The organism is Ectopseudomonas toyotomiensis (genome assembly GCF_900115695.1).
In the GTDB taxonomy this organism is placed as follows: Bacteria; Pseudomonadota; Gammaproteobacteria; order Pseudomonadales; family Pseudomonadaceae; genus Aquipseudomonas; species Aquipseudomonas toyotomiensis.
In genome coordinates this window covers 178,558-198,311 of the sequence record NZ_FOXK01000002.1, presented here as the reverse complement: position 1 = coordinate 198,311, position 19,754 = coordinate 178,558, and the positions used below count along the sequence as shown (strand labels likewise).

The window sequence follows — 19,754 nt, the reverse complement described above, 5'->3', positions numbered from 1 at the left end:
CAGGCCAGCACATCGGCTGCTCAGTTGGCCGCCGTCATTTCGCGCCAGGTCAGGTACATGCGCAGGTCGAACTCGATCTGCGCATAGCCCGGCAGCATGTGGTCGCACAGCTTGTAGAAGGCCTTGTTGTGCTCGCTCTCTTTCAGGTGCGCCAGCTCGTGTACCACGATCATCTGCAAGAAGGCCGGCGCGGCGTCGCGAAACAGCGAAGCAACGCGAATCTCCTTCTTCGCCTTGAGCTTGCCGCCCTGCACCCGTGAGACCGCCGTATGCAGGCCCAGCGCACGGTGGGTGAGGTCGAGTCGATTGTCGTAGAGCACCTTGTCGATGGCCGGCGCGTTCTTCAGGTGTTCCTGCTTGAGCGCCATCACGTAGCCATACAGCGCCTTGTCGCTCTGCACTTCATGCCGGCCCGGATAGCGTTGCGCCAGGTAGTCACCGAGCCGATCATCGGCGATCAGTTGACGAACCTGCTGCTGCAAGGCGACCGGATAACCCTGGAGATACTTCAACGCTACGATCCCGAATTCATCTGGACCGTCAGTGTAACGGATGCGGCATTACTCGCTGGGCACCACACGCAGCAGACGCCCCTCTGGGTTATCGGTGAGCAGATAGAGCGCGCCATCCGGCCCGCTGCGCACATCGCGAATACGCTCGTCCAGCTCCTCGAAGAGGATTTCCTCACCAGCCAGCATGCCGTCACGCACACGCACGCGGCGTACGCTGCGCTCGGCCAGGGTGGCGGCGAACAGGTCACCCTGCCACTCGGGGAACAGCTCGCCGCGATACAGAGTCAGGCTCGACGGCGCCACCGAGGGCGTCCAATGCAACAATGGCGAGGTCAACCCTGGCAGCTCGGTGTAGGGGCTGACGCGCGCACCGGTGTAATCGATACCGAAGGTTGCCAGCGGCCAGCCATAGTTGTTGCCGGCCTCGATCAGGTTGAGTTCGTCCCCCCCGCGCGGGCCGTGCTCATGGCTGTATAGGCGATCATGTTCGGCATCGAAGAAGATGCCCTGCACGTTGCGGTGGCCAAGGCTGTAGATTTCCGGCGCGGCGCCCTCCTGACCGAGCAATGGATTGTCCTGCGGCACGCTACCGTCGCGGTTCAGGCGCACGATCTTGCCCAGGTGGTTGGCCGGGTTCTGCGCCTGCTCACGCCAGTCGAAGCCGTCGCCCAGGGTCAGCACCAGGGTGTTGTCGGCGAGAAACGCGATACGCCCACCGTAGTGCGCGGCACCGGCCTTGAGCGGCTGGGCGGTGAACAACACCTCGAAGTCGTGCAGTTCGTCATCCACCAAGCGGGCACGCGCCAGACGCGTGTTGTTGGCCTCCAGCGAGCCGTGCGCGTAGGTCAGATACAACCAGCGGTTGTCGCTGTAGTCCGGGTCCAGCGCCACTTCCATCAGCCCGGCCTGGGCAGCGATGAAGACCTCGGGCAGGCCCGCCACCGGCTCGGGATCGACACTGCCGTCCGCTTCGATGATGCGCAGCCGCCCGACACGCTCGGTGACCAGCATGCGTCCGTCCGGCAGGAAGGCCACGGCCCAGGGATTCTCCAGCCCTTCGCTGAAGGTTTCGATGCGGTAATCCAGGGCCAGCAGCGGCGTACTGAAGAACAGGGCGCAGAGCATCAGCGCGCGGGTGCTTCTCAACATGGGCAAACGCCTTGTCACAGAGAGTCGGAAGAAGTCGGCTGCGCCCGGTAGCGCACCCGCCGACCGAGCAAGCCGAACAGCAGCGCACCAACGCTGCCGCAGGCCATCAGTCCGAGCGTGCCGAACGGGCTGCGGTCGGCGGCGATCAGCGTCGGCATAGGTGCCAGCGCATTGGCCAGCCCCAGCGCCGTCCAGATCGCTGCCGCGCCCGCCAGCACGAAGATCAGCCACCGTAGCGGCGGCATGCGCCGCGCCAACCAGGCAGCCAGCGGCAGGGCGAGCAGAAAGCCCAGCGCACTGAGCAGGGCGAAGGTCGGTGCGAAACCGAGCAGATCGAGACAGGTGGTGCCAACGCGCACATCCAGCGGCATCGGTGCACCGAGCGCCTGCAAGGCGGCGAGGTTGGTCTGGGTCTGGAAGATCGAGGCAAGCAGCGAGGCCAGCAACACGGCGAGGAGGAAAGCGAGCAACAGACGTGGCTTGCTGGACATGGGGGGCAGTTTCCCGGAACGACAGTGCGCGAATTATGGCGCACCCCACCCACCGTTATGCCCCAGGTGTTTTACAGGGTTTTACCTGCGCCAGACTCGGGTCGATCGAAAACAGAGGGGATCGAAAGCCCAATGGCAATGACTTTATATTGACGCCAATAAAGCGACAGACGGTCATCACGCTTTCGCCCCGATTGCCGTTATAAAGCGCGCCACGAGCGCACTCGCTGCTCGTGACAGGCAGCCCTGCCACCCTTCTAGCTCGCGTGTCACACGCTGGAACGCCAAGTAAGCCGTTACTGACTCCTGGATGAGATGTGCCCCCGACTGAAGTTTCCGTTTTTCAGGAGCTTTGAACATGATCGAACTCGCCATGTGGAACCTCAGCATTCCAGTCGGCGTCCCCGCGACCACCATCGAGACCCGCGTTCTGGCCGGTGGTTATCAGGATCACTATTTCCAGTCCAAAGATGGCGCCATCTTCTTCTGGTCACCGGTCAATGGCACCACCACCGAAAGCGCCAGCTATCCACGCAGCGAACTGCGCGAGACCTACGCCGACGGCAGCCTGCGCAACTGGACCTACCCCGGCGCCGACCATTTCCTGCGCGCCGCACTGAGCGTCAGCCAGGTGCCGTCGACCGGCAAGATCGTCATCGGCCAGATCCATGCCTACAAGAGCTCGATGCCGCTGCTCAAGCTGGAGTACCAGTACAAGACCAAGACCGCCAGCGGCAACATCGTCGCCAAGGTACGCATGACGCCAAATGCCGAGATTCAGACGGTAACCGTGGCCAGTGGCATCGCGCTCAATCAGGCGTTCAGCTATGCGATCAACCTGAAGCCCGACGGCACTCTGGCGATCCAGCTCGACAGGACCAGCTGGAGCACCCGCCTGGACTCCTCCTGGGCGGCCAAACCGCTGTACTTCAAGGCCGGCGTCTACACCCAGGACAACACCGGCTACGAGACCGAAGCCGGCGCTGCGCGCTTCGACCAGTTGAGCATCGAGCATCGCGCGTTGCTCAGCACAGCGCCCTGAGCCCCAAAAGCCAGGCATGAAAAAGCCGCGACGCTTGCGCAGTCGCGGCTTTCGGCTGGTCCGGGCGGGCGTTCGCCCGCGCCGGATCAGTTGACCTTGGCGTTCAGCTCGCCGCTGGCATAGCGCTGGTACATGCCTTCCAGGGAGATCGGTTTGATCTTGGAGGCGTTACCGGCAGTGCCGAAGGCTTCGTAGCGGGCGATGCAGATGTCACGCATGGCGACGATGGTCTTGGCGAAGAACTTGCGCGGGTCGAACTCGCTCGGGTGCTCGGCCATCATGCGGCGGATGGCACCGGTGGAAGCCAGACGCAGGTCGGTATCGATGTTGACCTTGCGCACGCCGTGCTTGATGCCTTCGACGATTTCCTCGACCGGCACACCGTAGGTTTCCTTGATGTCGCCGCCGAACTCGTTGATCACCTTCAGCCATTCCTGCGGAACGGAGGAGGAACCGTGCATCACCAGGTGAGTGTTGGGGATGCGCTTGTGGATTTCCTTGATGCGCTCGATGGAGAGCACGTCGCCGGTTGGCGGCTTGGTGAACTTGTAGGCGCCGTGGCTGGTGCCAATGGCAATGGCCAGGGCATCGACCTGGGTCTTCTTGACGAAGTCGGCGGCTTCCTCCGGATCAGTCAGCAGTTGGCTGTGATCCAGCACGCCTTCGGCGCCGACACCGTCTTCTTCACCGGCCATGCCGGTTTCCAGGCTGCCCAGGCAACCCAGCTCGCCTTCCACGGACACGCCGCAGGCGTGGGCGAAGGCTACGGTCTGCTGGGTTACGCGGACGTTGTAGTCGTAGTCGGCCGGGGTTTTGCCGTCTTCCTTGAGCGAGCCGTCCATCATCACCGAGGAAAAGCCCAGCTGAATCGAGCGCTGGCACACGTCAGGGCTGGTGCCGTGGTCCTGGTGCATGCACACCGGGATGTGCGGGAATTCTTCGATGGCAGCCAGGATCAGGTGGCGCAGGAAAGGCGCGCCTGCGTACTTGCGGGCACCAGCGGAGGCCTGAACGATGACCGGCGAATCGGTCTTGTCGGCGGCTTCCATGATGGCGCGCATCTGCTCGAGGTTGTTGACGTTGAAGGCCGGCACGCCGTAGCCGAATTCGGCGGCGTGGTCGAGCATCTGGCGCATGCTGATAAGTGCCATGGTGTTTCTGTCTCCCGGTTTGGAGGTCGTTAATCGTGCAAGCCTGCCGCAGGGGCAGGCGTTGTTCAAGTTTCGTGAGACTGGGGCATGCCCGCAGCGCTCGTCTCGGCGTCGCCGAAGGTGTTACGGAGCCTTGCAGCCTCGGCCGATCAGGTCATCGGTGGCCGTCCAGTAAACCAGGCCTTCCTCACCCTTGGTGTGGAAGGACAGACGTCCGTCGCTGTACAGCGCGCCAGATCCTGCCGGCTCCTGAGTCAGACGATAGACGATGTCGTCACCGCCCAGGCGCACATCCACCTGGTCGACGCTGCCGTTGGCGAAGCGCCACAGCACTTCGGTCTGGCTGTCGCATACCCAGCGATTCCACTGATCCGGCGCGGCCGGCTGACTACTGCAGGCTGCCAGCACCAGGGCAATGGCAGCGAGCCCCGTCAATTTGATCCCGCTCAATTACCTCTCCTCGTCAGCAACGCTGTTCCGGCGCCGGGCCAGTAGGCTGGCCAGTACTTTCCTCGACACGCTGATCATCCTGAGTGGTCGGGGTTTCGATCTGCGCAGGGCTGAATACCTCGCAGGCCGACTCCCTTCCTGCGCCAGCACAACCGGCCAGCAACATACCAATGACGCTCAATGCGGCTAACTTGTCCATGACACGACTCCTTGTACGATGATCCGGTTTTCTACAGACCACCCGTTCGCGTCAGGGTTTAATCCGCCGCAGGTGAAGGCCATCCTTCACCCTAGCTGGTGTTTATTGCGCGCGTTGCTCCAGCACTTCCACGGCCGGCAGCACCTTGCCTTCGACGAACTCGAGGAAAGCGCCGCCACCAGTGGAAATGTAGGAAATCTTCTCGGCCACGCCGTATTTGTCGATGGCCGCCAGGGTGTCGCCACCGCCAGCAATGGAGAACGCCGGGCTTTCAGCGATGGCCAGGGCCAGGGCCTTGGTGCCGTTGCCGAATTGGTCGAACTCGAACACGCCGACCGGGCCGTTCCACAGAATGGTCTGCGAGGCTTTGAGCATTTCGGCGAACATCGCCGCAGTCTGCGGGCCGATGTCGAGGATCATGTCGTCTTCAGCGACGTCCTTGACCGCCTTGATGGTGGCTTCGGCATCCTCGGCGAAGGCCTTGGCCACCACCACGTCGACCGGCAGCGGTACGCTGACCTTGGCCGCAATGGCCTTGGCAGTGTCGACCAGATCGGCCTCGTACAGCGACTTGCCCACCGGCAGGCCGGCAGCAGCGAGGAAGGTGTTGGCGATGCCGCCGCCGACGATCAACGAGTCGCAGATATCGGCCAGGGAGTTGAGCACGTCGAGCTTGGTCGACACCTTGGAGCCGGCGACGATGGCCAGCATCGGCCGGGCCGGCTTGTCCAGCGCCTTGCCCAGGGCGTCCAGCTCGGCAGCCAGCAGCGGGCCGGCGCAGGCGACCTTGGCGAACTTGGCCACGCCATGGGTCGAGCCCTGGGCGCGGTGAGCGGTACCGAAGGCGTCCATCACGAACACGTCGCACAGGGCAGCGTACTGCTGGGCCAGTTCGTCAGTGTTCTTCTTTTCGCCCTTGTTGAAGCGTACGTTCTCCAGCAGCACCAGCTCGCCGGCCTTGACCTCGACACCACCAAGGTAGTCCTTGACCAGCGGCACGTCGCGGCCGAGCGCCTTGCTCAGGTAGGCGGCGACCGGCGCCAGGCTGTCTTCCTCGCTGTAGATGCCCTCTTCCGGGCGCCCCAGGTGCGAGCAGACCAGCACGGCCGCGCCCTTCTCCAGCGCCAGCTTGATGGTCGGCAAGGAGGCAAGGATACGCGCGTCGCTCTTGACCACACCGTCCTTCACCGGGACGTTGAGGTCTTCGCGGATCAACACGCGCTTACCAGCGAGGTCGAGGTCGGTCATCTTCAGAACGGTCATGGATCAGTCCTTCACAAAGGCTGGTTGTACGGAGGAAGTGGATACAGCGAGAAAATGTTCGGCGACATCGAGCATGCGGTTGGCGAAACCCCACTCGTTGTCGAACCAGGCCAGCAGGTTGACCAGGCGCGGGCCGGACACGCGGGTCTGGCTGCCGTCGACGATGGCCGAGTGCGGGTCGTGGTTGAAGTCGCAGCTGGCGTGCGGCAGTTCGGTGTAAGCCAGCAGCCCCTTGAGCGGGCCATTTTCCGCCGCCTGGCGCAGCACGCGGTTGATCTCTTCTGCAGAGGTATCGCGCGCGGTCTGCAGGGTGATGTCCAGGCACGAGACGTTGACCGTCGGCACGCGAATGGCCTTGGCCTGGATACGCCCGGCCAGTTCCGGCAGCAGACGTTCGATACCACGCGCCAGGCCGGTGGATACCGGGATCACCGACTGGAAAGCCGAGCGCGTGCGGCGCAGGTCTTCGTGGTGGTAGGCATCGATCACCGGTTGGTCGTTCATCGCCGAGTGAATGGTGGTAATGGAGACGTACTCCAGACCCACCACCTCATCGAGAAGTTTCAACAACGGCACGCCGCAGTTGGTGGTACAGGACGCGTTCGACACCAGACGCTCGGCGCCGCTCAGGCACTGCTGATTGACCCCGAAGACGACGGTGGCGTCGATATCCGCCTCGCTGGCCATCGGCTGCGACAGCAGCACGCGCGGCGCCCCCGCATCGATGAAGCGTTGCGCCTCGGCACGGGTGACGTACTGCCCGGAGCACTCGAGCAGCAGGTCGATGTCCAGCGCCGCCCAATCGATGGCCTCAGGCTCGCTCTGGCGCAGCACCTTCACGCAGTCGCCGTTGATGTGCAAGCAGTCGCCATCGACCTTCACCTCGCCAGGAAAGCGCCCGTGGGTGGAGTCGAAGCGGGTCAGGTATTCGATGCTGGCCTGATCGGCCAGGTCGTTCAGCGCGACGATTTCCAGGCTCGCCGAATTGCCACGCTCGTGCAGCGCGCGCAGCACGCAACGACCGATGCGGCCATAGCCGTTGAGGGCGACACGATAGGGGCGATTGGACATAAGAGGTCTCGTATGAACCTAGGATGGATCGCGTTTATCGATCCACCGGGCGCTGTAACGGTGGATGAACAGGACGCCAGTTAAGCGCCCCGATCCACCGCTACAGCGTCGTTCTCAACTCAGGCGTCCAGCAGTTCTTCGGCAGTAGCGACGATGTTGTCGACGGTGAAGCCGAAGTGCTCGAACAAAGCCGGAGCCGGGGCCGACTCGCCGAAGCTGGTCATGCCGATGATGCGACCTTCCAGGCCCACGTACTTGTACCAGTAGTCGGCGTGCGAGGCCTCGATGGCGATGCGCGCACCGACCTGTAGCGGCAGCACGTCCTGCTTGTAGCCGGCATCCTGGGCATCGAAGACGCTGGTGGACGGCATCGACACCACACGCACCTTATGGCCGGCGGCGGTCAGTTTGTCGTAAGCGGCCACGGCCAGACCGACTTCCGAACCGGTGGCGATCAGGATCAGCTCCGGCTCGCCAGCGCTGTCTTTCAGTACGTAGCCACCACGTTCAATATCACTCAGCTGCTGGGCATCGCGCGGCTGGTGCGGCAGGTTCTGACGGCTGAACACCAGGGCGCTCGGGCCGTCGACGCGCTCGATGGCGTACTTCCAGGCCACGGCGGACTCCACGGCATCGGCCGGGCGCCAGGTGTCAAGGTTCGGCGTGCCGCGCAGGCTGGCCAGCTGCTCGATCGGCTGGTGGGTCGGGCCGTCTTCACCGAGACCGATGGAATCGTGGGTGAACACGTACAGCACACGCTTCTTCATCAGCGCGGACATGCGCACGGCGTTGCGCGCGTACTCCATGAAGATCAGGAAGGTCGCGCCGTACGGCACGAAACCGCCGTGCAGGGCGATACCGTTCATGATCGCGCTCATGCCGAACTCGCGCACACCGTAGAACATGTAGTTGCCGGACGCGTCTTCAGCGGAGACACCCTTGCAGCCCTTCCACAGGGTCAGGTTGGAGCCGGCCAGGTCGGCCGAACCGCCAAGGAATTCCGGCAGCAGCGGACCGAAGGCGTTCAGCGCGTTCTGACTGGCCTTGCGGCTGGCGATGGTCTCGCCCTTCTCGGCGACATCCTTGATATAGGCAGCGGCCTTCTCGGCGAAATCGGCCGGCAGCTCACCGGCGATACGGCGCTTGAACTCGGCAGCCAGCTCGGGATGGGCAGCGGCGTAGGCGGAGAACTTGTCGTTCCAGGCGGCTTCGGCGGCAGCGCCGGCGGCCTTGGCGTCCCACTCGGCGTAGATCTCGGCCGGGATTTCGAACGGGCCATGGTTCCAGCCCAGGGCGGCGCGGGTCAGGGCGATTTCGTCGTTGCCCAGCGGCGCACCGTGGCACTCTTCCTTGCCCTGCTTGTTCGGCGAACCGAAGCCGATGGTGGTCTTGCAGCAGATCAGGGTCGGCTGGTCCACGCTCTTGCGCGCGGTCTCGATGGCCATCTTGATCTCTTCGGCGTCGTGGCCGTCGACATTGCGAATCACCTGCCAACCGTAGGCTTCGAAGCGCTTCGGTGTGTCGTCGGTGAACCAGCCCTCGACTTCACCGTCGATGGAGATGCCGTTGTCGTCGTAGAAGGCGATCAGTTTGCCCAGGCCCAGGGTGCCGGCCAGCGAGCAGACTTCGTGGGAAATGCCTTCCATCATGCAGCCGTCGCCGAGGAACACATAGGTGTTGTGGTCGACGATGTTGTGGCCTTCACGGTTGAACTGCGCGCCCAGCACCTTCTCGGCGATGGCGAAGCCGACGGCGTTGGCGATGCCCTGGCCGAGCGGGCCGGTGGTGGTCTCGACACCCGGGGTATAACCGTATTCCGGGTGGCCCGGGGTACGGCTGTGCAGTTGGCGGAACTGCTTGAGGTCTTCGATGCCGAGGTCGTAGCCAGTCAGGTGCAGCAGCGAATAGATCAGCATCGAGCCATGGCCGTTGGACAGCACGAAGCGATCACGATCGGCGAAGTTCGGGTTGCTCGGGTTGTGCTTGAGGTAGTCGCGCCACAGTACTTCGGCGATATCCGCCATACCCATGGGGGCACCGGGGTGGCCGCTGTTGGCTTTCTGCACGGCATCCATGCTCAGGGCACGAATGGCATTGGCTCGCTCACGACGGCTGGGCATCGCTGAATCTCCTACGGGGGCTGCTTCTGAATGAAGGGGGCGAAAAAAGACGCCTATTTTCGCCCAGCCGGCCCCCATGGGGCAATGACAGATGGTCGTAGAGACCAAATCAGCCCGCCTGTTCGCTCAGAACGCTCACCGCCGGGCTGCCCGGCCCGCCAAGACAAGGCGCCTGAAACAACTCGCCATGCCAGACGCCGGCGACTGTGCGACTGAACACCAGCGTCCAGACCGCCGCCAGTTGTACCGCCAGCAGCAGACCGATAAAGGCAAAAAAGCTCAAACCGGTCACGGCCTGCAGCTCGAAGGTGGCCAGGGCGAATACACCCAGCGGAAAGGTAAAACCCCACCAGCCGAGGTTGAACGGCATGTTGTCGCGGATGTAGTGGCGGGTGAACAGTGTGGCGATCACCAGCCACCACAGCCCAGCGCCCCACAAGGCCAGGCCGCCGATCAGGCCGAGATCCCGCGCCAGCTCGGCGGCGCTGACCAGCGGCGTGCCGGCAAAGGCCAGCGGCGCCGCCTGGCCCATGCTGAGCAGCCCCAGACAGCCGGTAGCCAGCGGCCCCAGCGGCAGCCAACTGGTGGCGGCGAAATCGGTATCCGGCAATTTATGCAGGGCCAGACGCAGCAGCACCAGAGTGATCAGCGAGAACGCTAGCGACAGCGACAACCCCCAGAGCACGAAACCGGCCACCAGCAACTGTTGCGCCGCCTCGGCCGCCAGATGCGGTGCCAGCGTCCCTGCCGTGCTGGCGGCAACCTCCGGTGCGACGATAGGTAGCAGCCAGACCGCGGTGAGCTTCTCCAGCGCATGATGCTGGCGGGTGAACATCAGATAGGGCACCAACAAGGCGCCGAGCAGCGCCAGCGCCGCATCCAGCCACCACAGCGCATGAGCCAGCGCGTAAATCCCTTCACCCCAGCGCGGCAGGCCGAACAGCAGCAAACCCTTGATCAGCACCGCCAGGCCCATGGGAATGGCACCAAGGAACATCGACTGCACCGGATGCAGCAACATCGGCCAGATGGTTTCTCGAAACAGCGCCAAACGTAGCAGAAACAGCAGGCTGAACAGCGCGAACAGGCCGAGCGCCACGAACCACAGTCCCTCGGCGAGCATCGACAATCCCGGCAGATGCCAGGGCAACTGAGCGATCACCAGCGCCAGCACACCGGTGCCCATGGTCACGGCGAACCAGCTGGGGGTGAAATGACGAATGAACGCCAGGGGCTCGGGTAAACGACTGAAGGGGCGCGGCATGAGTCGGGTGGTCCCGTGACATGAGTGATGGCACAAGAGTAAGAATTGGCTTGCCATATGAAAAATACATATTCAGCATTGAATGCATACTTTTCATTTATGCATTAACCATGAACCTGCACCATCTCAAGGTCTTTCTGGCCGTGGCAGAAGCCGGCAGCATCAGCGCCGGAGCCGAGCGCCTGCATATCAGCCAGCCTGCCGTAACGCGGGAGATTCGCGACCTCGAAGCCAGCCTCGACCTGCGCCTGTTCGATCGCCAGCCGCGCGGCGTGCGACTGACCGAAGGTGGCCTACGCCTGCATGACTATGCGCGGCGCATCTTCGCCCTGGAGCGCGCCGCCGAACGCGACTTGCGTGACTTCGCCCAGCTGGAGCAGGGCGAGCTGCATCTGGGCGCCAGCGCCACGCTCGGCGCCTACCTGCTGCCGCCCCTGCTCACCCGTTTTCGCGCCCTGCATCCACAGATATTCGTCAGCCTGGAGGTGAGCAACACCGACGTCGTGACCCGACAACTGGACGAAGGCCGCATCAGCCTGGGCTTCGTCGAAGGCTCGTTCGCCCAGGCCGACTACGCGCATCGCCTGCTGGCGCGCGATGCCCTGCTTCCGGTGGCATCGCCGCTGCACCCGCTGGCCAGGGCCGAGCGCCTTGAGGCCCGCGACCTGCAGGCGTACCCGCTGTACATGCGCGAACCTGGCTCCGGCGCTCGCGCCAGCATCGAGCAGGCCTATCGCGACCACGGCTTGGAGCCACAGGCCGGCATGGCCATCGGCAGCACCGAAGCGCTCAAACGCCTGCTCGCCGACGACCAAGGCATCGCCTGGCTGTCGCAGCGGGTGGTCGAACGTGAACTGGCCAGCGGCGAACTCCAGCGCTTGACAGTGCAGGACCTGCAGATCGAGCGTGAACTGCATGTGCTGTGGCGACTCGGCACCAGCCTGAGCCCGGCCCCCGCCGCTTTTCTGCAACTGAGCCAGGCACCAGGCTAGCCCCAATACCAATATCAAAACTTTTTGATATTGGTATTGCTGTATGAAAAATGACCGACTAGACTGCGCCCCCATGACCCTGCGCGCATCCCAGTTGGATTTCGACCCCTGCGACGAGCTCGCCGCCCTGTGCAAGGCCGGCGGCGATCCGCTGCGCCTGAACGTGCTGCGCACCCTGAGCAACGATTCGTTTGGCGTGCTGGAGCTGGCGCAGATCTTCGCTATTGGTCAGTCAGGCATGAGCCACCACCTCAAAGTGCTGGCCCAGGCCGGCCTGGTGGCCACGCGCCGTGAAGGCAACGCGATCTTCTACCGCCGCGCGCTGCCCAATGGCCGCTTGCACGCCGCCCTGCTGGACGATATCGACGAACTGCCGCTGCCCGGCGATGTGCAAACGCGTATTGCCGCCGTGCATCAGCAACGCGCCACCGTCAGCCGCGACTTCTTCGCGCGCATGGCCAGCAGCTTCCAGGCCCAGCAGGATCTGATCGCCGGTTTGCCGCAGTACCGCGACAGCCTGCTCTCCCTGCTCGATGCCCTGCATTTCAGCGCCGGTGCCACGGCACTGGAAATTGGCCCCGGCGATGGCGCCTTCCTGCCTGAACTGGCACGGCGCTTCGCCCAGGTCACGGCACTGGACAACAGCCCGGCTATGCTCGAACTGGCCAGCCAACGCTGCGCCGCCGAGGGCCTGGATAACGTCGAGCTGAAACTGGCCGATGCGCTGCAGGACGCACCAGTCACGGCCGATTGCGTGGTGCTGAACATGGTGCTGCACCACTTCGCCACGCCGGCCGAAGCCTTTCGCAAGCTGGCTGCCCTGGTCGCACCCGGCGGCAGCCTGCTGCTCAGCGAACTGTGCAGCCACGACCAGAGCTGGGCGCGCGAAGCCTGCGGCGACCTGTGGCTCGGCTTCGAACAGGAAGACCTGGCGCGCTGGGCGACGGCCGCCGGCCTGACACCCGGCGAAAGCCTGTACATAGGCCTGAAAAACGGCTTTCAGATTCAATTACGGCACTTTGCCAAACCCGATGCGCACAGCGCCTTCAGCCTCCGGCAAGAAAGGAACCGATAGATGAGCGAATATTCCCTGTTTACCTCCGAGTCCGTGTCCGAGGGGCATCCGGACAAGATCGCCGATCAGATCTCCGATGCGGTGCTCGACGCCATCATCGCCCAGGACAAGCACGCCCGCGTGGCCGTGGAAACCTTGGTCAAGACCGGTGTAGCCATCGTTGCCGGTGAAGTCACCACCAGCGCCTGGGTCGACCTGGAGCAGATCGTCCGCGACGTGATCTGCGATATCGGTTACACCAGCTCCGACGTCGGTTTCGACGGCGCCACCTGCGGCGTGCTCAACATCATTGGCAAGCAGTCCCCGGACATCAACCAGGGCGTCGACCGCGCCAAGCCGGAAGATCAGGGCGCTGGCGACCAGGGCCTGATGTTCGGCTACGCCAGCAACGAAACCGACGTGCTGATGCCGGCACCGATCTGCTTCTCGCACCGCCTGGTCGAGCGTCAGGCCGAAGCGCGCAAGTCCGGCCTGCTGCCGTGGCTGCGCCCGGATGCCAAGAGCCAGGTCACCTGCCGCTACGAGAACGGCAAGGTCGCGGCCATCGACGCGGTCGTGCTGTCCACCCAGCACAACCCGGAAGTGAAATACCACGACCTGCGCGAAGGCGTGATGGAGCTGATCGTCAAGCACGTGCTGCCGGCCGAACTGCTGCACAAGGACACCCAGTTCCACATCAACCCGACCGGCCAGTTCATCATCGGTGGTCCGGTGGGCGACTGCGGCCTGACCGGCCGCAAGATCATCGTCGACAGCTACGGTGGCATGGCCCGTCACGGCGGCGGCGCCTTCTCCGGCAAGGACCCGTCCAAGGTAGACCGCAGCGCCGCCTACGCCGGCCGCTACGTGGCCAAGAACATCGTCGCCGCCGGCCTGGCCGATCGCTGCGAGATCCAGGTGTCCTACGCCATCGGCGTGGCCCAGCCGACCTCCATCTCGATCAATACCTTCGGCACCCACAAGATCGCCGAAGACAAGATCATCAAACTGGTGCGTGACGTGTTCGACCTGCGCCCGTACGCCATCACCAAGATGCTCGACCTGCTGCACCCGATGTACCAGGACACCGCTGCCTATGGCCACTTCGGCCGTACGCCGCAGTCCAAGACCGTCGGCGACGACAGCTTCACCACCTTCACCTGGGAACGCACCGACAAGGCTGCCGATCTGCGCGCCGCTGCCGGCCTGTAAGCTCCTGAAAGCAAAAAGCCCCGCCAGAGCGATCTGGCGGGGCTTTTTCGTGCCTGGAGGGCTTATTTGCCGAACATCGAACTCAGGCCCTTGAGTGCATCCTTGGTGGCATTCAGCTGATCAGGTGCAGCAGCCTCAGTGGAAGCATCGGCCTCGGCGCTGAGACGCTCACAGCCACCATCGAGCGCAGCCAGGTTTTCATTGGCCTTGTCGTTGCCAGCCAATGCTGCCAACTGCTTGAGCTGAGCCAGACCGTCCTGATTGGCAGCCATCTGCTCCTGACATTTGGCCTGGATCGAGGCGACCTCGGCAGCATGAGCAGGCAGAGCGGCGAAAGCCAGAGCGGTGAAGCAGGCAACGGAAACAATACGCATCAGTGAAGACCTCTAAGGGTTGAGGCCCGGCTGTCCATGCGCCCCCGCCGGGCAAATCCATTTGTTTGGGGGTTGAAAAGGCGCGCGAATTTATCACCCAGATAGCCAGGCAACAAGAAAAAACCGAACAGTATCAGAGACTTAGCTCCAAGGCTCAGCGAATACCAATACAGCCTGCTAGGCTCAGTGAGTACCTTGAGCAAGGAAGCTCCGCGATGAAAATTGCCCTGCTGCTATTACTCCTTCCGCTGGCTGCCCAGGCCACCCCCTGCCCCGACTGGCCCACCAGTCGCGCCGACTCCGAGCTCGCCGCGCTCAGTCAGCAGATAGCCGAGTGGGACGACGCCTACCATAACCACGGCCGCTCGCTGGTGGCTGATGAAATCTATGACCAGGCCCGCGATCGCCTGCAGTCCTGGCATCGGTGCTTTCCGACCGCCCGCATGGCATTGGCCGACCCTCTGGCTGGCAGCAGCGGGACGATCACGCACCCAGTGCTACAGACCGGCCTGCGCAAGCTGAGCGACGCGGCAGTGGCGAAGTGGATCAACAGTCGCGACGATCTGTGGATTCAGCCCAAGGTCGACGGCGTCGCGGTCACCCTGGTCTACCGAGACGGCGTGCTGCAACAAGCCATCAGCCGTGGCGATGGACGCCTTGGCCAGGACTGGACAGCCCGCGTGCTGCAGCTGTCGGCCATTCCCGCACGCCTGCAGGAACCACTCGATGCCGTATTGCAGGGCGAGCTCTACTGGCGCCTGGACGGCCACGTGCAAGGCCGCGACGGTGGGGTTGGCGCCCGTGGCAAGGTGGCAGGCCTGATGGCGCGACAGGCGCTTGATGAGCAACAGGCCAGTGCAATCGGGCTGTTCGTCTGGGACTGGCCGGACGGCCCGGCGAACATGCCTGAGCGCCTGCAAGCCCTGCAGAGACTGGGTTTTGACGACAGCCTGCACTACACCCAACCCCTGCGGGATGCAAAGGATGCCCGCCGTTGGCGCCAACGCTGGTTTGACGAACCCCAGCCTTTCGCCAGCGATGGCGTGGTCCTGCGTCAGGGTACGCGCCCACCCGGAGAGCGCTGGCAGGCAGAAGCGCCGCACTGGGCGGTTGCCTGGAAATACCCGGCCGGCCAGGCGCTGGCCGTGGTGCAGGCGGTGGATTTCAGTATCGGCCGTACTGGACGCATCACGCCGATCCTGCGCTTGCAGCCGGTCGACCTCGACGAGCGGCGCATCAGCAGGGTCGCTCTCGGCTCGCTGCAAACCTGGGAGAAGCTGGACATACGCCCCGGCGATCAGGTGGCGATACGCCTCGCCGGCCTGACCATTCCGCGTCTCGAGCAAGTGATCTGGCGCAGCCAGGAGCGCGCAGCGGTACACGCGCCTGATCCCAGTCGATACCACGCCATGAGTTGCTGGCGGCTCAGTGGCGAGTGTCAGCAACAGTTCCAGGCACGCCTGAACTGGCTCGCCGGCAAACAGGGGCTGAACCTGCCCGGCGTGGGACCTGGCACCTGGAGCACGCTACTGGCGGGGCAGAAACTGGATGGCCTGCTCGATTGGCTGGCACTCGATAGCGAACACCTGCAACAGCTGCCCGGTATCGGCCCAAGGCGCGCCTCGCAGCTGCAGCAGGCCTTCGCCCAGGCCCAACAGCGCTCACTGCAGCAATGGCTGCAGGCTCTCGGTGCACCACCTGGTTTCCAGCTCGACGCGGAGGATGACTGGACCACGCTAGTGGCTCGCAGCCACGCCGAGTGGATGCAGCAACCCGGCGTGAGCCAGAACAGCGCCGAGCGCCTGCTGGCATTCTTCAGCCACCCGGAGGTTCAGCGCCTGGGCGCGCAACTGCAGGAAGCCGGCACCGTCGCTTTCCTGCCGCAGGAGAATTCACCGCGCGGTTGACCCAGGTCAGCAGATGGCTCAATCGGGTCGAACCTCGCGCGGCAACCAGGGTCACTTCGAAGTAGACCTTCACGAGGAGAGACCATGATCCGTCAAACCGCTTTGCTCGGCCTGCTGCTGGCCGCCAACCTGAACGTCACACCGATTCTGGCCGCCGAGGGCGATAGCGGCTGCGCCGTCAAACGCCAGGTGCTCCAGGAGAAGATCGACGCAGCGCACAAGAGCGGCAACTCACGAGAGCTGGATGGACTGCAACGAGCACTGGGCAATGTCGATGCCCATTGCGATGACGCGTCGCTGCACAAGGAGCGCCTGGCCAGCGTCAAGGAAGCCCGGGAGGAAGTGCAGGAGCGCGAGATGGAGCTGCGTGAAGCCATGGGCAAGGGAGATCAGGAGAAGATCGCCAAGCGTCAGGCCAAACTGGCCGAGGCACGCGCCGAACTGGAGCAGGCCGAGGCCGAAGCGCGCGCTGATCAGTAAGCGCGAAACGCCTTGTGGCACGCCTCGCAACTGTCCTCGACGGCCTGCACCGCCGGCTCCAGCTCGGAGCGACGTAGCGGCGGCGCGGTCGTGACCTGTACCAGTGCGGCAGTGGCCTGCTCCAGATCACGCGCCATCTTCTGGAACTGCTCCTGGCGCTGCCAGACCTCGGCATTGGCCTTGCTGCGCTCGTCGTCACGTACCTGCGGAAAGTGCTGCCAAGGCTCGTGGGACAGACGCTCCAGCTCGGCGGCGCCGCTGATGAATGCGGCTTCGTCGTAGGGAATACGATTGCGCAGCATCCCACCGAGGTCTTCGCTGACCTTGAGCATCTCCTTGAACGCGGCTTGGCGCTTGCCCAATGGCGAATCAGGGTCGACCCCACCGCAAGCAGCCAGGGTCAGGCAGGCGCAGGTGAGCAGCAGGAGTTTCTTCAGGGTCATCGACACGACTTCCGGGCGACAAGGGGCCGCCAGTATCGCGGCTCGCCCCGGTCGGGCCAAGCGACCTCTTGTCACAACAGCTGTCGTTTGTATGCGTTGGTCAGCCAGGGTTCAGGTGCGGAAGCGCCCCAGTTGGCTGTTGAGCTGCTGCACCTCGCCCTGAATCTGCGCACTGACCTGCACCACGCTCTCGGTCTCGCCCTGGCTGCGCTCGGCCAGGCTGGAGATGTGCGTTACCCGCTGGTCGATCTCCTGCGCCACCTGGCTCTGCTGTTCTGCGGCCGTGGCGATTTGCGCATTCAGAGCATTGATGCCATCCACTGCCCCGACGATGGTCTCCAGCGCCTCACTGGCCTGACGAATGTGCTGGAGGTTGCCGTCGGCCAGGGCCGCGCTGCGCTGCATCGCCAGAACCGCATCACGCGCACCGCCCTGTAAACGCTGGATGATCGCCTGGATTTCGCCAGTCGATTGCTGGGTGCGACTGGCCAGGGTGCGCACCTCGTCGGCGACCACGGCGAAGCCACGCCCTGCCTCGCCGGCGCGTGCGGCCTCGATGGCCGCGTTGAGTGCCAGCAGATTGGTCTGTTCGGCGATACCGGTGATCACTTCGAGCACCTTGCCGACACCACCGGTTTCGGCCTCCAGACGTTGTACCTGCTCGCCACTGCGCTGCAGCTGTTCCACCAGTTCGGCGATCTGCACCGCACTACGCTGCACCACCTGCTTGCCGCTCTGTGCACAATCATCGGCACTGCGTGCCGACTCGGCTGCATGGGCAGCGTGACGCGCCACCTCGGCGACGGTGGCGCTCATTTCATTCATCGCGGTGGCGACCTGATCGAGATCCTCGTACTGACGACGCACACCATTGCCCGCCGACTGCGCAGCACCGACCACGCTGCCGACGTACTCGCCAGTACGCTCACCACTGCGCTTGACCTCCGCCAGCAAGCCACGCACCTGCTCCTGCATGCGGTTGTAACCCGCGAAGATGCGGCCGATCTCGTTGTCACCCTGACGACCATCCAGGCTACGCGTGAAGTCGCCGGAGCCGACCCGGGTCAGCGCCCCCTCCACCGCATTGAGGTTGTGCATCAGCGGGCGCAGGCCGAACTGACGGCCCAGCACCACCAGCGCCAGAATGCCCAGCACGCAACCGAACGCCAGCCACATCTGGCGGCGCTGGCTGCCTTCAGCGTGGGCAGCCATCAAACCGACGGCCTGGTTCATCTCGCGCAGCAGCTCGACCGAGTGCTGCTCCAGGGCCTTGAGGTCGACTGCCGCATCGCCCGCAACAACGCGCTGCAGCTGAGTACGAAAGCCCTGCCAGAGACCACCGACCTTGTTCATTTGCGCCTGGACGCTGGGCTCGGCGATGGCACTGATATTGCGCGCCGCGTTGCCACTCAGCAGGTCGCGATGGGCAGCATCGAACTGCGCCATGGTGGCTTCCAGCGTCGCAGCAGGCAGGACGCCTTCACGCAGCAACAGCGCCTCCTTGGTCATCTTCTGGCTGAGCATGCGCTGCGCGCCGGCAACATTGATGGTTTCCGGCGACACCGACATGCTCAGGTACAGTGCCACCGAGGCGACCACCGCGAGCAGAAACATCAGCGCATAGGAAAACAGAAACTGCTGATTCAGAGTGCGCAGGCCGATGGCGCAGAGCAGGCGATCGAAAAAAGCGGTGGCGGACATGAGCGGCTCCCTGGCAGACGGCGGGAAACCCCGCCAAATAATCGGGAGCAAGCAAGAACGTGGCCAGCGGCCAGCCGCCCTACAGGCTGATTGGCCTCATAAAGCGCACCAGAACGGAGCAATGACTGATCAGTCACGCGCCTTTCTAGCTCATCGTCACAGTCAGCGGCAGATATCGACTAGGCAGAAACCACGAACAGCGCCGCGATCAGCCCCATCCCGGCGAACCACACCAGCGAGCGCACCGGCCCCAAGCCAGCCAGATAGCAGATGAAATACAGCACGCGGCTGACGATGAATGCCACGGCCAACTGGTCGAGCAGCGCCTGCTCGGCACCGCCGGCCTGGTGGGCAATGATCACCGCGGCGGCGAACGCCGGGGTCACCTCGAAGCCGTTGAGCTGGGCGTTGTTGGCGCGCTTGCGCCAGCCGTCCAGGGTACTCAGGAACGCGCGTGGATCCTGATTGGCGTGCGGTCCGTAGCCGGGGCCAAGGAACTTGGCGGTGGCAGTACCCAGGTAGGGCAGGAAGATGGCGATCAGCACGCACCAGTAGGCGAGGGTCATGGAGGCTCCGCAGCTTGGTAATGGAGTGCGCAGCCTGAGCCAGGTCCCGACCGGCGTCCATGACCCAAGCAGGAGTATGTGGGTGGCGATCCAGCCAATCCCTCGGTGGCAAATGCCAGCAGCGCAGCGCTTAGAGCGACGGAAAACCTTGGGCTGCAAGCCGCACGCAGCTATAATCCGCCAGTTTCAAACGACCGGCACAGCTCCGGTCGCTCCCGCCACCTGTCCGAGGGGCGCTGCAGCAGGGCAACCTGTCAGGCTCGGATGGGGCGTTAACCATACGCATCAACGGCGCCCATTCGCAGACAACGAA

General features: G+C 64.0%; 20 protein-coding genes and 1 riboswitch. Of the genes, 6 read left to right on the top strand and 14 right to left on the bottom strand.

Annotated elements, in window-relative coordinates; all coding sequences use genetic code 11:
- Nucleotides 1–20 precede the first annotated feature (20 nt).
- From BM186_RS04135 to BM186_RS04125, 3 genes are read right to left on the bottom strand one after another with little or no spacing between them, the layout of a single operon-like run.
- Nucleotides 21–512 (bottom strand): YgjP-like metallopeptidase domain-containing protein, encoded by a 492-nt coding sequence (locus BM186_RS04135; RefSeq protein WP_003458870.1) that lies wholly within the window; start codon nucleotides 510–512, stop codon nucleotides 21–23.
- Nucleotides 513–560: 48 nt separating this feature from the next.
- On the bottom strand, nucleotides 561–1,661 hold the full coding sequence (locus BM186_RS04130) for a PQQ-dependent sugar dehydrogenase (RefSeq protein ID WP_074913627.1): 1,101 nt from the start codon (nucleotides 1,659–1,661) through the stop codon (nucleotides 561–563).
- Nucleotides 1,662–1,675: 14 nt separating this feature from the next.
- Entirely contained in the window at nucleotides 1,676–2,152 is a 477-nt protein-coding gene (locus BM186_RS04125; protein ID WP_074913626.1) for a hypothetical protein, read from the bottom strand.
- A 358-nt stretch (nucleotides 2,153–2,510) separates the two neighbouring features.
- On the opposite strand from BM186_RS04125, the gene BM186_RS04120 reads away from it, so the two are divergent.
- On the top strand, nucleotides 2,511–3,194 hold the full coding sequence (locus BM186_RS04120) for a polysaccharide lyase family 7 protein (protein WP_003458865.1): 684 nt from the start codon (nucleotides 2,511–2,513) through the stop codon (nucleotides 3,192–3,194).
- Nucleotides 3,195–3,280: 86 nt separating this feature from the next.
- On the opposite strand, the gene fba is transcribed toward BM186_RS04120, so the two are convergent.
- The 7 genes from fba to BM186_RS04085 form a co-directional block, all read right to left on the bottom strand.
- Nucleotides 3,281–4,345 (bottom strand): class II fructose-bisphosphate aldolase, encoded by a 1,065-nt coding sequence (fba, locus tag BM186_RS04115; RefSeq protein WP_003458863.1) that lies wholly within the window; start codon nucleotides 4,343–4,345, stop codon nucleotides 3,281–3,283.
- Nucleotides 4,346–4,468: 123 nt separating this feature from the next.
- Nucleotides 4,469–4,795: an MliC family protein gene (locus BM186_RS04110; RefSeq protein ID WP_017678464.1), complete on the bottom strand. Its 327-nt coding sequence runs from the start codon at nucleotides 4,793–4,795 to the stop codon at nucleotides 4,469–4,471.
- A 13-nt stretch (nucleotides 4,796–4,808) separates the two neighbouring features.
- Nucleotides 4,809–4,994 (bottom strand): hypothetical protein, encoded by a 186-nt coding sequence (locus BM186_RS04105; RefSeq protein WP_017678463.1) that lies wholly within the window; start codon nucleotides 4,992–4,994, stop codon nucleotides 4,809–4,811.
- Nucleotides 4,995–5,096: 102 nt separating this feature from the next.
- Nucleotides 5,097–6,257, bottom strand: a complete 1,161-nt coding sequence (locus BM186_RS04100) for a phosphoglycerate kinase (protein ID WP_074913625.1) — start codon at nucleotides 6,255–6,257, stop codon at nucleotides 5,097–5,099.
- A 3-nt stretch (nucleotides 6,258–6,260) separates the two neighbouring features.
- Entirely contained in the window at nucleotides 6,261–7,328 is a 1,068-nt protein-coding gene (gene epd / locus BM186_RS04095) for an erythrose-4-phosphate dehydrogenase (protein WP_074913624.1), read from the bottom strand.
- A 119-nt stretch (nucleotides 7,329–7,447) separates the two neighbouring features.
- The gene (tkt, locus tag BM186_RS04090) at nucleotides 7,448–9,448 is read right to left on the bottom strand and encodes a transketolase (RefSeq protein WP_074913623.1); all 2,001 of its coding nucleotides are present in this window, start codon (nucleotides 9,446–9,448) and stop codon (nucleotides 7,448–7,450) included.
- Between the two features lie 109 nt (nucleotides 9,449–9,557).
- Nucleotides 9,558–10,712, bottom strand: a complete 1,155-nt coding sequence (locus BM186_RS04085) for a TDT family transporter (RefSeq protein WP_074913622.1) — start codon at nucleotides 10,710–10,712, stop codon at nucleotides 9,558–9,560.
- Nucleotides 10,713–10,822: 110 nt separating this feature from the next.
- Between BM186_RS04085 and BM186_RS04080 the strand changes: the two genes are divergently transcribed.
- The 3 genes from BM186_RS04080 to metK all read left to right on the top strand — a co-directional run bounded on the left by BM186_RS04080 (nucleotide 10,823) and on the right by metK (nucleotide 13,970).
- Entirely contained in the window at nucleotides 10,823–11,704 is an 882-nt protein-coding gene (locus tag BM186_RS04080) for a LysR family transcriptional regulator (RefSeq protein ID WP_074913621.1), read from the top strand.
- 73 nt (nucleotides 11,705–11,777) lie between these two features.
- Nucleotides 11,778–12,779: an ArsR/SmtB family transcription factor gene (locus BM186_RS04075; RefSeq protein ID WP_074913620.1), complete on the top strand. Its 1,002-nt coding sequence runs from the start codon at nucleotides 11,778–11,780 to the stop codon at nucleotides 12,777–12,779.
- Nucleotides 12,780–13,970, top strand: a complete 1,191-nt coding sequence (gene metK, locus BM186_RS04070; protein WP_074913619.1) for a methionine adenosyltransferase — start codon at nucleotides 12,780–12,782, stop codon at nucleotides 13,968–13,970.
- 62 nt (nucleotides 13,971–14,032) lie between these two features.
- Here metK and BM186_RS04065 read toward each other — a convergent pair whose 3' ends face one another.
- Nucleotides 14,033–14,344 carry a hypothetical protein gene (locus BM186_RS04065; protein WP_074913618.1) on the bottom strand — a complete coding sequence of 104 codons (312 nt, stop codon included), beginning with the start codon at nucleotides 14,342–14,344 and terminating at the stop codon, nucleotides 14,033–14,035.
- Nucleotides 14,345–14,559: 215 nt separating this feature from the next.
- Between BM186_RS04065 and ligB the strand changes: the two genes are divergently transcribed.
- Entirely contained in the window at nucleotides 14,560–16,251 is a 1,692-nt protein-coding gene (gene ligB, locus BM186_RS04060) for an NAD-dependent DNA ligase LigB (RefSeq protein ID WP_074913617.1), read from the top strand.
- Between the two features lie 84 nt (nucleotides 16,252–16,335).
- Entirely contained in the window at nucleotides 16,336–16,731 is a 396-nt protein-coding gene (locus BM186_RS04055; protein ID WP_072423439.1) for a DUF1090 domain-containing protein, read from the top strand.
- Here the strand turns inward: BM186_RS04055 and BM186_RS04050 are convergent.
- The 3 genes from BM186_RS04050 to BM186_RS04040 form a co-directional block, all read right to left on the bottom strand.
- Complete coding sequence (locus tag BM186_RS04050; RefSeq protein ID WP_074913616.1) at nucleotides 16,725–17,174, bottom strand: c-type cytochrome; 450 nt, start codon at nucleotides 17,172–17,174, stop codon at nucleotides 16,725–16,727. The genes BM186_RS04055 and BM186_RS04050 overlap by 7 nt on opposite strands.
- A gap of 111 nt (nucleotides 17,175–17,285) precedes the next feature.
- Nucleotides 17,286–18,875: a methyl-accepting chemotaxis protein gene (locus tag BM186_RS04045; RefSeq protein ID WP_074913615.1), complete on the bottom strand. Its 1,590-nt coding sequence runs from the start codon at nucleotides 18,873–18,875 to the stop codon at nucleotides 17,286–17,288.
- Between the two features lie 179 nt (nucleotides 18,876–19,054).
- Nucleotides 19,055–19,441: an MAPEG family protein gene (locus BM186_RS04040; RefSeq protein WP_074913614.1), complete on the bottom strand. Its 387-nt coding sequence runs from the start codon at nucleotides 19,439–19,441 to the stop codon at nucleotides 19,055–19,057.
- A gap of 222 nt (nucleotides 19,442–19,663) precedes the next feature.
- Nucleotides 19,664–19,745, top strand: a riboswitch (S-adenosyl-L-homocysteine riboswitch).
- Nucleotides 19,746–19,754: the final 9 nt, after the last annotated feature.

What these genes read in the sequence shown, in the direction of transcription:
- BM186_RS04065 (WP_074913618.1), bottom strand. Translation starts at nt 14,344, where the DNA reads ATGCGTATTGTTTCCGTTGCCTGCTTCACCGCTCTGGCTTTCGCCGCT.
- BM186_RS04055 (WP_072423439.1), top strand. Translation starts at nt 16,336, where the DNA reads ATGATCCGTCAAACCGCTTTGCTCGGCCTGCTGCTGGCCGCCAACCTG.
- BM186_RS04105 (WP_017678463.1), bottom strand. Translation starts at nt 4,994, where the DNA reads ATGGACAAGTTAGCCGCATTGAGCGTCATTGGTATGTTGCTGGCCGGT.
- tkt (WP_074913623.1), bottom strand. Translation starts at nt 9,448, where the DNA reads ATGCCCAGCCGTCGTGAGCGAGCCAATGCCATTCGTGCCCTGAGCATG.
- BM186_RS04130 (WP_074913627.1), bottom strand. Translation starts at nt 1,661, where the DNA reads ATGTTGAGAAGCACCCGCGCGCTGATGCTCTGCGCCCTGTTCTTCAGT.
- BM186_RS04080 (WP_074913621.1), top strand. Translation starts at nt 10,823, where the DNA reads ATGAACCTGCACCATCTCAAGGTCTTTCTGGCCGTGGCAGAAGCCGGC.
- BM186_RS04045 (WP_074913615.1), bottom strand. Translation starts at nt 18,875, where the DNA reads ATGTCCGCCACCGCTTTTTTCGATCGCCTGCTCTGCGCCATCGGCCTG.
- metK (WP_074913619.1), top strand. Translation starts at nt 12,780, where the DNA reads ATGAGCGAATATTCCCTGTTTACCTCCGAGTCCGTGTCCGAGGGGCAT.
- BM186_RS04040 (WP_074913614.1), bottom strand. Translation starts at nt 19,441, where the DNA reads ATGACCCTCGCCTACTGGTGCGTGCTGATCGCCATCTTCCTGCCCTAC.
- BM186_RS04125 (WP_074913626.1), bottom strand. Translation starts at nt 2,152, where the DNA reads ATGTCCAGCAAGCCACGTCTGTTGCTCGCTTTCCTCCTCGCCGTGTTG.
- epd (WP_074913624.1), bottom strand. Translation starts at nt 7,328, where the DNA reads ATGTCCAATCGCCCCTATCGTGTCGCCCTCAACGGCTATGGCCGCATC.
- BM186_RS04075 (WP_074913620.1), top strand. Translation starts at nt 11,778, where the DNA reads ATGACCCTGCGCGCATCCCAGTTGGATTTCGACCCCTGCGACGAGCTC.
- fba (WP_003458863.1), bottom strand. Translation starts at nt 4,345, where the DNA reads ATGGCACTTATCAGCATGCGCCAGATGCTCGACCACGCCGCCGAATTC.
- BM186_RS04120 (WP_003458865.1), top strand. Translation starts at nt 2,511, where the DNA reads ATGATCGAACTCGCCATGTGGAACCTCAGCATTCCAGTCGGCGTCCCC.
- BM186_RS04050 (WP_074913616.1), bottom strand. Translation starts at nt 17,174, where the DNA reads ATGACCCTGAAGAAACTCCTGCTGCTCACCTGCGCCTGCCTGACCCTG.
- BM186_RS04100 (WP_074913625.1), bottom strand. Translation starts at nt 6,257, where the DNA reads ATGACCGTTCTGAAGATGACCGACCTCGACCTCGCTGGTAAGCGCGTG.
- ligB (WP_074913617.1), top strand. Translation starts at nt 14,560, where the DNA reads ATGAAAATTGCCCTGCTGCTATTACTCCTTCCGCTGGCTGCCCAGGCC.
- BM186_RS04085 (WP_074913622.1), bottom strand. Translation starts at nt 10,712, where the DNA reads ATGCCGCGCCCCTTCAGTCGTTTACCCGAGCCCCTGGCGTTCATTCGT.